The 13,104-nt window shown below is 38.0% G+C and carries 17 protein-coding genes; 5 read left to right on the forward strand and 12 right to left on the reverse strand.

Features of this window, described 5'->3' with window-relative positions; all coding sequences use genetic code 11:
- Window positions 1–53 precede the first annotated feature (53 nt).
- From RYX56_RS05865 to RYX56_RS05875, 4 genes are all read right to left on the reverse strand, one after another.
- Window positions 54–953 carry a chemotaxis protein gene (locus RYX56_RS05865; protein WP_317121128.1) on the reverse strand — a complete coding sequence of 300 codons (900 nt, stop codon included), beginning with the start codon at window positions 951–953 and terminating at the stop codon, window positions 54–56.
- Between the two features lie 127 nt (window positions 954–1,080).
- Complete coding sequence (locus RYX56_RS05870; RefSeq protein ID WP_317121129.1) at window positions 1,081–1,851, reverse strand: SurA N-terminal domain-containing protein; 771 nt, start codon at window positions 1,849–1,851, stop codon at window positions 1,081–1,083.
- Between the two features lie 271 nt (window positions 1,852–2,122).
- Complete coding sequence (locus RYX56_RS25805; protein WP_369293539.1) at window positions 2,123–2,407, reverse strand: iron-sulfur cluster assembly accessory protein; 285 nt, start codon at window positions 2,405–2,407, stop codon at window positions 2,123–2,125.
- Window positions 2,408–2,475: 68 nt separating this feature from the next.
- Window positions 2,476–3,396: a dipeptidase gene (locus RYX56_RS05875; protein WP_317121130.1), complete on the reverse strand. Its 921-nt coding sequence runs from the start codon at window positions 3,394–3,396 to the stop codon at window positions 2,476–2,478.
- 86 nt (window positions 3,397–3,482) lie between these two features.
- On the opposite strand from RYX56_RS05875, the gene RYX56_RS05880 reads away from it, so the two are divergent.
- Together RYX56_RS05880 and RYX56_RS05885 are read left to right on the forward strand one after the other, a co-directional pair.
- The gene (locus RYX56_RS05880; protein ID WP_317121131.1) at window positions 3,483–3,917 is read left to right on the forward strand and encodes an Hsp20/alpha crystallin family protein; all 435 of its coding nucleotides are present in this window, start codon (window positions 3,483–3,485) and stop codon (window positions 3,915–3,917) included.
- 11 nt (window positions 3,918–3,928) lie between these two features.
- Entirely contained in the window at window positions 3,929–4,294 is a 366-nt protein-coding gene (locus RYX56_RS05885; protein WP_317121132.1) for a YppG family protein, read from the forward strand.
- 3 nt (window positions 4,295–4,297) lie between these two features.
- Here the strand turns inward: RYX56_RS05885 and RYX56_RS05890 are convergent, their stop codons facing one another.
- The 6 genes from RYX56_RS05890 to RYX56_RS05915 form a co-directional block, all read right to left on the reverse strand.
- The gene (locus RYX56_RS05890; RefSeq protein WP_317121133.1) at window positions 4,298–4,501 is read right to left on the reverse strand and encodes a hypothetical protein; all 204 of its coding nucleotides are present in this window, start codon (window positions 4,499–4,501) and stop codon (window positions 4,298–4,300) included.
- 215 nt (window positions 4,502–4,716) lie between these two features.
- Entirely contained in the window at window positions 4,717–5,877 is a 1,161-nt protein-coding gene (locus RYX56_RS05895) for an MFS transporter (RefSeq protein WP_317121134.1), read from the reverse strand.
- Window positions 5,878–6,025: 148 nt separating this feature from the next.
- Complete coding sequence (locus RYX56_RS05900; protein WP_317121135.1) at window positions 6,026–6,229, reverse strand: DUF2188 domain-containing protein; 204 nt, start codon at window positions 6,227–6,229, stop codon at window positions 6,026–6,028.
- Window positions 6,230–6,264: 35 nt separating this feature from the next.
- Entirely contained in the window at window positions 6,265–7,050 is a 786-nt protein-coding gene (locus RYX56_RS05905; protein WP_317121136.1) for a VLRF1 family aeRF1-type release factor, read from the reverse strand.
- Between the two features lie 133 nt (window positions 7,051–7,183).
- Window positions 7,184–8,401 carry an EAL domain-containing protein gene (locus RYX56_RS05910; RefSeq protein ID WP_317121137.1) on the reverse strand — a complete coding sequence of 406 codons (1,218 nt, stop codon included), beginning with the start codon at window positions 8,399–8,401 and terminating at the stop codon, window positions 7,184–7,186.
- Between the two features lie 83 nt (window positions 8,402–8,484).
- Window positions 8,485–9,330: an alpha/beta fold hydrolase gene (locus RYX56_RS05915; protein ID WP_317121138.1), complete on the reverse strand. Its 846-nt coding sequence runs from the start codon at window positions 9,328–9,330 to the stop codon at window positions 8,485–8,487.
- A gap of 109 nt (window positions 9,331–9,439) precedes the next feature.
- Here RYX56_RS05915 and RYX56_RS05920 point away from each other — a divergent pair, with 109 nt between their 5' ends.
- Together RYX56_RS05920 and RYX56_RS05925 are read left to right on the forward strand one after the other, a co-directional pair.
- Complete coding sequence (locus tag RYX56_RS05920) at window positions 9,440–9,667, forward strand: hypothetical protein (RefSeq protein ID WP_317121139.1); 228 nt, start codon at window positions 9,440–9,442, stop codon at window positions 9,665–9,667.
- Between the two features lie 23 nt (window positions 9,668–9,690).
- Window positions 9,691–10,209, forward strand: a complete 519-nt coding sequence (locus RYX56_RS05925) for a hypothetical protein (protein WP_317121140.1) — start codon at window positions 9,691–9,693, stop codon at window positions 10,207–10,209.
- Between the two features lie 291 nt (window positions 10,210–10,500).
- Here RYX56_RS05925 and metA read toward each other — a convergent pair whose 3' ends face one another.
- Window positions 10,501–11,415, reverse strand: a complete 915-nt coding sequence (gene metA, locus RYX56_RS05930; protein ID WP_317121141.1) for a homoserine O-acetyltransferase MetA — start codon at window positions 11,413–11,415, stop codon at window positions 10,501–10,503.
- 141 nt (window positions 11,416–11,556) lie between these two features.
- On the opposite strand from metA, the gene RYX56_RS05935 reads away from it, so the two are divergent.
- Window positions 11,557–12,222 carry a reverse transcriptase-like protein gene (locus RYX56_RS05935; RefSeq protein ID WP_317121142.1) on the forward strand — a complete coding sequence of 222 codons (666 nt, stop codon included), beginning with the start codon at window positions 11,557–11,559 and terminating at the stop codon, window positions 12,220–12,222.
- A gap of 13 nt (window positions 12,223–12,235) precedes the next feature.
- Here the strand turns inward: RYX56_RS05935 and RYX56_RS05940 are convergent, their stop codons facing one another.
- A complete protein-coding gene (locus tag RYX56_RS05940) occupies window positions 12,236–13,102 on the reverse strand; it encodes a PHP domain-containing protein (RefSeq protein WP_317121143.1) in 867 nt (288 codons plus the stop codon).
- Between the last annotated feature and the right edge of the window lie 2 nt (window positions 13,103–13,104).

Raw genomic sequence — 13,104 nt, forward strand, 5'->3', positions numbered from 1 at the left:
TTTTGCTAAGATGATGTATCTTATGCAAACTAGGCGAATCGGTGAGCACTTACCTATCGAACAAATGAATCGATCGTTTCAACAAGCTCAACGATCTCAGGCTTACTAATTTGCTTGTCAGCCCCGACTTTCTCCCCTTTATGATAAAGGTCCGTTGTAATTAAAGAAGAAAAAATAATCACTGGAATTTGTTTTAAATGTTCTTCTTGTTTGATTCGAAGTGTTAGATGATGTCCGTCCATTTGAGGCATTTCAATATCGGTAATAATTAAGTCCACTTTAAAGGTTTGATCTTCTTTCACTAACCCCTCTAAATAATCCCAAGCTGCTTTCCCATTTTCAAAAAAAGACAGTCGCTCGTAGCCAGCTTCTGTTAAGGTGTCTTGAAGAAGCTTTCGTAATACAGCGGAATCTTCTGCTATAACAATTCTTTTCTCGGATCGATCGCGTGGTCCTAAATTCTTTACTTGTTCCACACTTAACCCTGTCTTCGGATTAATATCAACGACGATTTTTTCAAAATCTAGTAATAACGACATTTCACTTTCAAGCTTCACAATGCCGATCGTGTGACTTTCGGCATTTAATGAGAGTTCACTTGGCTTCTCAATTTGTTCCCAAGAGATACGATGAATACGTGAGACGCTGTGTACATGAAAAGCAACTTTCATTTTATTTAATTCAGCTACAATCAATTTGTCTTGATCTGGTTCATTAGATGGTGATAGGTTCAATACTTGTGCAAGATCAACCACAGGAATAACTTCTTGTCGTAAACGTATAACCCCTTCCACATGCCGATGAGCATTCGGTGTAGCTGTAATCGGGAGAGGATTAATAATTTCTCTTACTTTAAGAACATTGATTCCAAATGTCCCATTAGCCACTTTAAACATAACAACTTCTAATTCATTTGTGCCACTATCTAGTAAAATGTCCGTATGCCCGTTCATCTCATTCCTCCAAATTAGGTAAATCTATGACTTTTTATATTGTAAGTGTATAGGATAAAAGAACGAGTAAGCAAGATTTATTTCAAAAAGAAGAGCCTACAGTATTGTAGACTCTTCCAAATCCGTATTAAACGTTTGTTTCAATGTCACTCTCTTCACGTAGTTCCGCAACGATTTGATCACGTTGTGCCATTTGAGCTTCTTGAACTAACTCAGCTTCAATGGTATCACGTTGCTCTTCAAATGAAGGAATTTCTTCAGCGCCAGCTTCTTCTGCCATTTCTACTTGTTGATCATAAGCAGTTTGAAGTTCTTCTTCAGAGATCTCTGGTGCTTCTGTTTGGCCTTCAATGTATTTTTGAACTTTGATTTGTCTCTCAAAGTCTTCACGAATGTCATCAACGGTAAAGCCTTGTTCTTCTAACAATTGCTCAAGTTCTTCTTCTGAACCAATCTGTGCTTGTTGCATGGCCATTTCTAGTTCAGCGTTTACTTCTTCTTCTGATACTTCTACATCTTCAGCAGCTTGAATTAATAAACGGTCGTCAATTAACCCGTCAAGAATGACAGTTTTTAATTCTTCAAGCATTGCTTGTCCTTCTTCATCACTAAAATCAATGCCAAATTGAGAATACATCATCGCTTGTGATTCAAGCGCATTAACGTAATCGTCTTTGTTAATATCTTCTCCATTAACAGTTGCAACTACTTCTGGAATATCCTCTGTATCTAAAGATAACTCACTTGGCTCTTCTGTTTCTGGATGTTCAGCTGCCTCATCAGTTGTTTCCTCTGTTGGTTGTTCTGTTTCGACTTCTGTCTCTTCGTTGTCTCCACATGCTGCAAGCGTGATAGCTAAAGCAATAGCCGCCATGCCAAGTCCTAATTTCTTTTTCATAAGTAAACCCCTTTCTTATCTTAAAGCATGTGATGATTGTAACATAATCCAAGCCAATCTACATGCTTGTACGCTTTTATCGACCTATACATTTATTACTCTTTAGGACCATTATGAAAGTTTGTCAAATTAAAATCTGATTAAACCTTGATATAGTAGGTCCTTCTATCGATCATTTAATAGATATTAAAAAATTATGTAATTGAATAAATTTATTAAGTCTATAAGTAAAAGACATTAATGGGTACTAGAACTCATTAATGTCTTTACTTTAACAGCAATCCTGTCCGCCACCAACCATTACAAGACCTTCGCCTTGTTCAGTCTTCTGCATATCAAGCGTTAGAGTCGCCACTTGATCATAAATTCCTTCTTCAAAAGCAACATCAATGCCATTAATGACTTCACGTTTATCAGATTCTGCCGGCTCATCCAGAGCTAGCCCAAGCTTAGGACCTCCTCAGCCCATGCCTGCAAAAACAACACGAATCGTTTTTAAACCGTGTTCAGCCATTGTTTCTTCAAGAAACGATCTTGCACTATCTGTAATATTCATCTCTTTCACCTCACTTCGTTGTTAGTATACTCCATCAGCCTCTATTTTTCATCCCTTAACTTCTGATTCTATTTTGGTAGCATTCGTTTAAAGTTTTCACCAGCAAAGCCTTTGACAACCTCTTCAGGATAATACTTGAGAAGTTGATTGATTAATTGATCATACTGGCCCGAATGTTCAAGTTGATCGATATGTACAGCGATCCCATCGAAATCCGATCCAAATCCAATATGGTCTCTAGCACCTAAACTGCATAAGTGATCAATATGAGTGATCAAGTCAGAAATGGTCGCTTTTTCATTACCTGTTACAAAAAGAGGGTGAAATACAACTCCAATATACCCTTCCTTTTTAACGAGAGTTTGGATTTGCTCATCGTTTAAGTTTCTAGGATGATCACAAAGCGAAAGGGCATTCGAATGACTAGCAATCGGGTAGTCAGCCAGCTCCATAACTTCCCAAAATCCTTTGACACTTAGATGAGACACATCCGTCAGCACAAGGTTCTCATTATTTAACTGGACTACTTCTTTGCCTAACGTCGTCAGCCCTGCCCCACGCGCTTCGCCAATGCCATCCGCGCATAGATTTGCCTGGTTCCATGTCAATCCAACTGATAAGACTCCCAACCTGTAGAGAGTTCGTAATTTAGTCAGATCATCCCCTATCGAATCTAAGCCTTCTAGCGTTAAAATAGCCCCAACTTCATTGTCTTTGATTGAATCAAGATCAGACCAGCTTTTAACCCATCTCATGTTCGGTGTTTGTAGTACTTTTTCATGAAAAAGATCTGCTTGCTCTAATGCTGCTTGAAATTTTTGATCACTTTTAATAAATGGTTCCACAAATATAGCAAAACATTGTGCAGCGACACGACCAGCTTGAAGGCGGCTGGCATTCGCTTCTATCGCGGGATCATCAAAGAAGGACCTTGATGGTTTTTCCCATAGCTTTAACAATGCATCACAATGCGTATCGATAATTCTCAAGCTTCCCCCTCCTTATCTACTCACCTTTTGTGTGTTTATCTCATATATATACTAGTAAGTACTTGCATTTATAGGAGGGATTTTCAGTGTCTGAAAAAGAATCATGGTCCAGAAAGCTCCCTCAAGGCTATCAGGACATCTTAAAATCGATCGACGACTTCTTCCAACAAACCCATGAAAGACTGGTTGATCACCCATTATTTTCCCAAACCATCCCTATCAGAGTGAGCAATCAACGATCACAAGTATTGATTGAAGCTGAATTGCCGGGTGTAGATCGAAAGCAAATTTCACTCGATGTCTATAACCAAGGCATTCATATAAAAGTGTGTGAACAAGAAGAATTACTCATTCAAGAAGACAAGACCCGGACAGAAGAAAGGCAGCAATCCATTCGTATTCGAGAACGATTTATCCCACTAGGCTTTCATCTATCCCAATCGAATGTGATTGCCCATTACAAGAACGGTTTGCTTTCTATTCGTATTCCGATCACCCACCAAAGAATTGATATTCAATAGGAGGAATCATTATGTATCAGCCAAATCCACAATGGCCATCTCCCCACCATCATATGCCTTATTACCAGCCTTATCATAGTCCTCCCAATGGCCATATGAATTATATGCATCATCAGCCTAAGCCTAAAAAACGAGGATGGAAACAAGAACCTTCCATTCCACCAGGTTATCAAGGATTTGGGCAACCACAGTCATGGAGCCCTAAGAAACCTTCATTAATGAAGTCTGCCTTCACTGGAGAAGATGGAAGTTTTGATGTAGGAAGAACGTTTCAAACAGTAGACCAAGTAGTTAAAACCGTGCAACAAGTCTCACCTATTGTTAAACAAGTTTCCCCACTTGTTAAGCAAATGAGTGCCTTATTCATTAAAAAGTAATGATTACACTTTTTTCATAGTCAGACCATAAGCGAGTGTTTGATTGGCATTAATTAATTTGATTCCTTGTGAAGGAACAACATCCACTTTTAAGTAATCACCAATTTCTTCTTCTGCTTTTTGGTCGTAAATAAACGAAATTCCATTGACGTTAATTTCTACATCTTCTTTGCCTCGCTCATCCAGAGCGAGGTAAAACTCTATCATCGTACTTCACTCATATGTATCCCGTGCAACAATACGTACTGATTTTTTCGATCGATCTAATTGACTTAAATACGTTTCACCTCGTGCGGTTAAAACAACATTCATTCATTCATTTCACCCCCACTCCTTATTTCTTCTTATCAGTGTATAAGATTGACTGCTCGTTGTAAAACATCTACAAAAAAGAAAAACAACTCACAATCGAGTTGTTTCCACTATTTCGCTATAGTTGGTGTTCGATCATTCATAAACTTAAATACCATTAACCCAACTGCACCAACAAGAGCACTTACTGTAAGACAATAATAGAGAGCCTCTAGACCAAATCCATCAATCATCCATCCTCCAAACAACGAACCAAAGATCCCAGACAATCCGAAGAATGTGGTAATAAAGAGAACATGCCCGGTTGCTTGAAGGTGTTCAGGAATTAATTTATTCACAAATTGAAACCCAGCAATGTAAAACATTCCAAACGTAACGCCATGAGCCAGTTGTAAAGGTAGGATCATCCATGGTGCCGTTGCTAATCCCATAAGTAACCACCTGATGCTATATATAAAACCGGCTACTGTGACAAACGTTAGTGGTTGCCACTTCTTAAACCATAGCGGACTTGTAGCAAAAACGAGCGCTTCTGCCGAGACTCCGATAAACCATGCCCAGCCAATTAACGATTCAACACCGCCAAGGTCCACAATATATAAGCCTAGATAACTATCATTCGCTCGGTGGGTAATCGAAATGAAAACGACAAATAATAAAAATAACATCAATTTACGATCTAGACCTATTTTTAGCGCACTGATGATGGTCACTGGCTTGTTTGTACCTTTAACATCCTTAATCGATAAAGCCATAATTAATGCTAAAGTAGCCATTATCAGCATCGGAATCATTAAGTGATCGACGCCGATAACTAGTAATACATAGCCGGTAAGTAAGGATGTCGTAGCAAATCCAAGTGATCCCCACATTCTTATACGACCAAAGCTCACACTTTTTAACGTGGCCGTTTTTTGTGACAAGCTATCTCCTAGAGCTGTTAATGGAGACAAGAATAGAAACAAGATAAACATCATCACAAGATAGCCATAAAATTGACTCATAAACATAAAGCTGAACGTAGCTACAACGACTCCACATGCACTAATGATGATCATTCGCTTTATTGTTTTGTACTTATCACTCATATAACCCCAAAACGGTTGGGCAATAATTGTGGCAAATGGACCTATCGCCATTAATATTCCTACTTGATTTCCACTGAGACCATCTGCTTGGAAATACAACGGTATATAACTCATCACAATCGTCATTGTCGAGTAGGCAAAAAACAAATAGGCCATTAACCGATACACTGACCGATACTCCATCTAACCCTCTCCTAACACTATCATTCCTTTAATAGAATACTCCCATTGATTGTCATTTACTAGTGCAAAAGGAAATATCACTATTTTCAGTCTAGTCTCAACACAAAATAAATACAGCTTCTCTTTGGAAGAGAAGCTGCATGAAGGGTTAAGATGTAAATGTTAAAACTTCCTCTAATTCTTGATTGCCATCATATAGAGATATTTTACTCGGTTTTTCTTCCACGGCTAGTTCTTTTGCTTTATCGATCGCTTCCATCTTTGTATTATAAGAATGAACCGGTGAAATGTCTTCGATCTTCACCATCCATGCTGAGCTATCCTTGTTTGGTACGACACTATATTCTTTCATAATTAACACTCCTTTAAAACGTTATGACTCTTTTTCTAAGAGGCTAGCACTTCTCCGATAATTTCATGTCCCTTAGCTTTCGTAAAATTCTTATGAATGACTTTTACATTACGATAGGTTAAATGTTTCTCAAATTCAGCAACAGCCTCATTTGAACCTGATAAATAAATCGTATCCCAGCCAGCTCGCTTCGCTTTCTTCTGAATAACTTGAGCCAGTTGCTTGAACCAGCGTTGTTGGTTTGCTTCAAAACGTTGGTCATACTGGTCTTTATGCGTTGCACTAGAAGCTGTACGGTCCGTAGAAGCTGTTCCCTCATATTCTTTCCAATCCTCATCATCAATGTCCCAGCTATACGTAAATTCTTGATTAACTTCTCCTAGACTGGTCTCAATAGCCAGAACATCAAGCTTCTGCACGACAAGCACCCCTACCTTTGGAAAATCAGTCTGAATTTTTTCTAATTGTTCAATAGCAGGATGCTTTTCCCATCTAAATTCATTTTCTACTGGAACATTCAATTGTTTAATTTGCCACTCGCCTGTTGATGAACCTAGAAATACGAGACTTCGTGTTAAAGTCGTTTGCATATCCGGAATTTCCTTAAATGCAATTTTTTTCAGCTTTTTATAGGAGGCAAGCTCCTCGTCATTACTTGCTTGAATATACTCTTCAAGTTTACTTAGACCATTTTTTAAGCGGATCTTCCATTCCCCTTTTTTCTGGTCTGTACTTGATTGATCCGTGTTTAAGTAGATTGTTAAACATCCATCTTCACAACGTTGTTCCCGTAATTGCTGGAGTTCTTTTTCTAATGCCATGTACGTTTAGTCCTCCTTTAATTTGGGAGAGTATATTCTCCAATGTTAGAGAACTATAACCTAAATTTTTAGTAATTAAACCTTATTTTTGTAAACAAAAATAAAATGGAGACATATGCTCCATTTTACCTGTTTATAATAAGTTATTTTGTTCAAATAAAAACGTGTATGGAATATCGACAAAGACAAAAGCATCATCAGAGATCGGATAAGAATAAGTTCTTATATGTTCTTCCTTTTCAATATCAGCATACAGATCAGATAAAATCCCTCTTTTTTCAACATTCATTCGAACAATGTTTTCAAGGAAATATGGGCGCCAACTCCAGTTTTTATAGCGTCCCTCTTTTAATAACGACCAGTGGCCATTTGGATCTTTTTCAATGTTAGAAGAAAGTTGAAAGCCATCTTGATTGCATACATAAATCCGAAACGCATAATCGCTACAATCTTCAGCGATTTTTGTAACCACTTCATCATATGTATCATCTGCTTCAATTCGTTTCATTGTCTGTTTAATTTGTAAACTTAAATCATTAGTTAACGTTAATTGAGCTTCCATTTTCTTACGCTCAAAGGTAATAAAATGCTGAAACTCTTTTTGAAGTCTTTCTTTGCATGAGTCTTCTTCGATAAAGTCAGCTTTTGGCATACCCATATAAAAGCCTTGATAATAACGGCCTCCATTGCGCCAAGCATAATTTAACTGATTGAACGTTGACACACCTTCAAATAACAAAGTAGCCCCAATTTTTCTCGATAGCATACGAAGAGAATGATGCACCTCACGATAGAGATGTGGTAATGAATTATTTTCTAAAAAGCCGGTATCTACTTTCACAATATTCGGTGAGAGCATCGCAATCCGCTCTAGATTACTATTTGATTGTCCTACATTATCAATCGCAATTCGAATCCCTAGGCTCTGAAGGTAGGCTAGCAGATGTTTACACTCTTCCACTTTATCGAGAATTTCTTCTTCTTTAAATTCAATCACGATTTGATCTTCTCTTAATCCTTGTTTTAAGAAAGGGTTCAATGACTCTAAGAGGCTCTCGCCATCATCTTTTAATAAAAGATCAATATCATTGTTGAAAAATAATATACTTGCTTGATTCGACTGTAAATACTTAGTGATTGCAAGTTCTTGTAGATGTTCCTGTATTTCGAAACGATACTCATCTGGTATCGTTTTATCTTGAAAGAACCATCCCAAGCTCTCGACTCCATTTTCAGTTTGAAATCTAGCGAGCACTTCATAGCCAACTACTAATTGTTTATCGGCACTTACAATCGCTTGGAAGTATGGTACAACTCGATCTTTATTCATCATGACGTCTAATGGATCCAATATGCTCACCCCCAAAAACACCTTCTACTTTGATAATTATACCATATTTAAAATAGAAGTGATTTAAGAGAGATTCGCTAGTTTTATGAGCTTGATCGATCCTTTAAAAAAGCAAGGATCTTTCTTGCCACATCCTTAGGACGTTCCTCTGATAGTAAATGACCAGTTTTTGTAAAACAAAAAAATTCTGCATGGGGTAAGTCTTGTGCTAGCCGCCTCCCGATTCTCTCAGGAATAATCCGATCTTCATCCCCCCATAAAATCAAACAAGGCTGAGTAATTGTTTGCAATTCCTCTCTACCAAGATCACCTTCTCTTGTTCTCATTAACCCAACCAGCCCATCACAAAAATGGGGATCTGCAAGGGGTAAACTATATTCTTCGATCGCCTCTTGAGTGATCGCTTTTTTATCATGAACAACTTGGGTAAACATTTGCTGCACATTTCGCTTCGCTATCCACCAACGCATCGCTCGTTTGGCAAATGGAAAGTAAGAGGCATAAATAAACCGTCTTTTTACTCTCTTTAAGTAACCAGAACTTGATAACAAAATAATAGAAGAAATTAAGCTTGGCTTTGTTCTCGCAGTATATAAGGCGACTTGCCCACCCATTGAATGACCTACAATCGTGACATTTTTTAATTGAAACAATTCCATTAATGAGATGACAAGGTCTGCATAACTTTGAAAGGAGTAACAAAACTTCCCTTGCTTCCCACTCCGACCAAACCCTGGTAGATCCATACAAAGAACTTCATAATGCTTGGTGATATAAGGAATTAAGTAACGAAAACTATAGCTAGAAGAAACAAATCCATGAATAAAGACTAATGTACCTCGCTTTTCTTTTCGTGCAAAATACCGTTCGTAATATAGATCCGTCTCCTTTAAATACACAACCGATTTCAAAAAATGTTCCCTTTTCATATCCCATCCCTCATCTTAATTAATCTTTGTGTTGTTTCACTCGCTTTTAAAACATAATATAGTAGGTATATTGACCTGCGACGTGTCAGTTATAAAGGGGGACCACTAGTTGTCTGTTTATAAAAATTTCGTAAAGAATGTAGGGATCTATTATCTGTTCGGCTCTCTAATAGTAGTTATCGGCGTAGGCGTTGTATTAATACCAACGACCCTTTCTTTAGCAGCACGGGATATTCTTCCTATAGGGGTTGTTGTCTTCCTTTCTTTTTTAACGATGATCTCCATTGAGTTTTATTTTTTAGACGCCATACGAAGCCTATCAAGCATATTTTCTTAACTGAAAAGCCTACATTTCAAGAATTGAAAGCAGCCTATTATCAGATTCATCGTTTTCCTAAATTGACTGGATATCGAATTCTTGGACCTCATTTAATTGGCATTAGTGTGCCTGCAATCTTACTTACGACTTTTATTGAAATTGAGCTGCTTCATATCCCTTATGAATACATTTTATATGGGTTAGTTTGTGCAATCTTAATTGCTGGTATGCACGCCATGATTGAGTACTATCATACATCTAGTGCTATTTTCCCACTTTTAGATCATGTTCAACAAGAAGCGCTCCAACGGTATAACCAAGAACTCACATTAGAAGGGGAAACATTAGTTTCTTTAAAAACAAAATTTCAATTAAGTGCATTGTTATTTGGCGCCTTCCCTTTACTTCTTTTTAGTTTGGCTACACAGATGCGACTTAGTCAGGGAGATGCCTTACTAATCGAGATCTATTGGATTTGGTCTATGCTTGTTTTACTAGTAGGGTGCGGATTATCTTTGTATGGGGCAAGACTTTTGTTTTCGATTTGCAACAGCCTTTAAATCAACTGCATTCGAAAATGAAACAAGTCCAGGAGGGTTGCTTTACTGTCCGGGCATCCGATTATTACTCAGATGAATGAATTGATGGGGAAACTAATACCTGGAGTACGTTCTCATCATGAGAAGGCCTTAACGATTCTACAATAAGGAAAAGGGACTCAATGGGATGCCCAGTTTGTTGACTACTTTTGTGTGTGGTTGATAGATAAACACCAACTAGAAGTCTCATCTCTCTTCACACATTCATAAAACAGAAAAAGAAAAACCTACTAAGCGTAGGTTTTTCCCGTCTTAATACTCACTTAAATCATAAGGTGTCTCTTGGTATACATAGTAGTTAAGCCAGTTGGAAAAAAGTAAATTCGAATGTGCACGCCATCTTAGTTTTGGCGCAGCCTCTGCATTATTTTGTGGAAAATAATTTTCAGGCAAAGAGATATCAAGACCTCTTTCCACATCTCGTCTATACTCATCTTCTAATGTACATGTATCATATTCTGAGTGACCTGTTACAAAGATTTGTTTGCCATTTTTAGCTGCCACTAAATAAACGCCCGCCTCTTTTGACATACTTAAGATATCAAGGTCAGGGACCTTTTCGATCTCATCAGGAAGAATGTCTGTGTGTCTGGAGTGGGGAGCTAAAAATTCATCATCAAAGCCACGCATTAACTTTACATTTGGTTGTTCAATACTATGGGTAAAAACGCCAAACAATTTCTGCTCCAGCTCGTACTTTCTTACGCCATAATGATGATACAAGCCAGCTTGTGCACCCCAACAAATATGTAGAGTGGATGTAACGTTTGTCACGCTCCAATCCATAATCCGCTTGAGTTCATCCCAGTAATCAACTTGTTCAAATTCAAGCTTCTCAATTGGAGCACCTGTGATAATCATTCCGTCAAATTTCTTTGACTGAATCTCTTCAAATGTTTTATAAAATGAACGAAGATGCTCTTGTGGTGTATTTTTTGAAACATGGGTATCTGGATATAAAAAAGATACATCTACTTGCAGGGGCGTGTTTCCCAATAAGCGTAATAATTGCGTTTCGGTCGTCTCTTTAATCGGCATCAAATTCAATATGATAATTTTCAATGGTCTGATATCCTGTGAGTAGGCACGGCTCTCATCCATTACAAAAATGTTCTCAGCGTTCAGTACTTCTTTTGCAGGTAGGTGATCTGGAATCTTGATAGGCATAGATCTCGGCGCTCCTTTTCTTTAATCACTAAATGATAAAGAGATATCCTTCATTAAAATAAACTGTTAAACTAAAATTATAACGATTGTTTTAAATTATCACAAAATTCAATGTTAATCAATCATTTAAGGAGATGTTAGATGATGAAAATTCGAATTGAGTGGATCTACCGTATACCTAAAGGAAATCGCACCTTTTTTATGCAGTCAGAGTTTATGACTCTTAACGACGTTCTTCTTCTATCATCTGACTTAGAAAAGAGTGGACGATTAAAATCGATTGAGTACTTCGATCAACAAGATCGTAGTTGGACAAAGAAAGAACTAGATAAACTATCGAAAATCCATGAAACGGAACCACAAGATGTCAGTGTCTATGTAGATGGTGGTTACGATAAAAACACGAAATTAGCTGGATTGGGTATTGTCATCTATTTTACCCAACATCAGAAAAAATGGCGAATCCGTCGAAATGAACAAATTGAATACATAACAGATAACAACGAAGCAGAGCTTGCGGCGATGCATGTAGCGATGCAATTATTAGAGGAAAATGAGGTTAGACACCAAACGATTACTCTCTACTCAGATTCACAAGTAGCCGTCAACCAAGCTTCTGGAGAATGGCCTAGCTATGAAGAAAACTATCGTTTATGGTTAGATAAAATAGACGACTTGAAGGAAAAAATGAAGCTTGAAGTTCAGTATGTACAGATTGAACGTAAGGATAACAAAGAAGCCGACCAACTTGCGAATCAAGCATTAAGTGGGATTGAGATTTTCGGGAAGAAGGAGCGTTCAACCTAAAAAAAGCGACTCACTAAGAGTCGCTTTTACTTATTCGCTGAAGAAGAATTTCAGCATATTGATCTGCTAACCTTGTGACACCGAGCGGTTCTGGTACACGACCGTATTCTTCATCGTGAAAATCAGATCCACCTGTAAGCAACAATTCTGCTCCTGTATTCGCCTCAATTTGATTCACTAACGTTAAGTACCGTTGAACCGTTTCGGCGTTATGATCGCGATGGAATACCTCAATTCCATCTAAGCCCCACTCGCGCACCCATGACTCAATTTCCTCGTCTAATCCGTAATAATCGGCATGTGCCACAACGGCAACCCCATTATAGCGATGGATAAAGTCAATGGCCTCTTTGACCGTCATCTCTTTTTGCTTTTCGACGAATCCAGGTTTCCCTTCGGCTAGAAATTGATCAAATGCTTCACTAACAGAATCGACATACCCCGCATCAATCATTGCTTTTGCCACATGAGGTCGTCCAATGCTTCCGCCATCAACATGCTTAAGCACATCGGTACGAGTTAGCTTCACGCCAGACTTGGATAATTTATTTATCATCTGATTCAATCGTTCGCTTCGATATTGCTGTTGTTCACCAAGAAACGCTAGCATTTCAGAATTCTCATACTCAATCCCATAACCGAGAATGTGAACGCTTCTACCCTGAATTTTCGTCGAAAGCTCAATACCAGGAATAACGGTTAACCCTAAGGAACGTCCTACTTCTATTGCATTAGGAACCCCTTGAACCGTATCATGATCTGTTAGAGCAACGATTTTCAGTCCGACATCGTAACATTTTTTCATCAAATCGTCTGGAGAATAGTTTCCATCTGATGCAGTAGAGTGCATATGGAGATCACTATCTTTATTTATTGCCATCT

This window comes from Alkalihalophilus lindianensis, assembly GCF_032843265.1.
Classification (GTDB): Bacteria; Bacillota; Bacilli; order Bacillales; family Bacillaceae_D; genus Alkalihalophilus; species Alkalihalophilus lindianensis.

What these genes read in the sequence shown, in the direction of transcription:
- RYX56_RS05865 (WP_317121128.1), bottom strand. Translation starts at nt 953, where the DNA reads ATGAACGGGCATACGGACATTTTACTAGATAGTGGCACAAATGAATTA.
- RYX56_RS05870 (WP_317121129.1), bottom strand. Translation starts at nt 1,851, where the DNA reads ATGAAAAAGAAATTAGGACTTGGCATGGCGGCTATTGCTTTAGCTATC.
- RYX56_RS05885 (WP_317121132.1), top strand. Translation starts at nt 3,929, where the DNA reads ATGTATCAGCCAAATCCACAATGGCCATCTCCCCACCATCATATGCCT.
- RYX56_RS05890 (WP_317121133.1), bottom strand. Translation starts at nt 4,501, where the DNA reads ATGATAGAGTTTTACCTCGCTCTGGATGAGCGAGGCAAAGAAGATGTA.
- RYX56_RS05895 (WP_317121134.1), bottom strand. Translation starts at nt 5,877, where the DNA reads ATGGAGTATCGGTCAGTGTATCGGTTAATGGCCTATTTGTTTTTTGCC.
- RYX56_RS05900 (WP_317121135.1), bottom strand. Translation starts at nt 6,229, where the DNA reads ATGAAAGAATATAGTGTCGTACCAAACAAGGATAGCTCAGCATGGATG.
- RYX56_RS05905 (WP_317121136.1), bottom strand. Translation starts at nt 7,050, where the DNA reads ATGGCATTAGAAAAAGAACTCCAGCAATTACGGGAACAACGTTGTGAA.
- RYX56_RS05915 (WP_317121138.1), bottom strand. Translation starts at nt 9,330, where the DNA reads ATGAAAAGGGAACATTTTTTGAAATCGGTTGTGTATTTAAAGGAGACG.
- metA (WP_317121141.1), bottom strand. Translation starts at nt 11,415, where the DNA reads ATGCCTATCAAGATTCCAGATCACCTACCTGCAAAAGAAGTACTGAAC.
- RYX56_RS05935 (WP_317121142.1), top strand. Translation starts at nt 11,557, where the DNA reads ATGATGAAAATTCGAATTGAGTGGATCTACCGTATACCTAAAGGAAAT.
- RYX56_RS05940 (WP_317121143.1), bottom strand. Translation starts at nt 13,102, where the DNA reads ATGGCAATAAATAAAGATAGTGATCTCCATATGCACTCTACTGCATCA.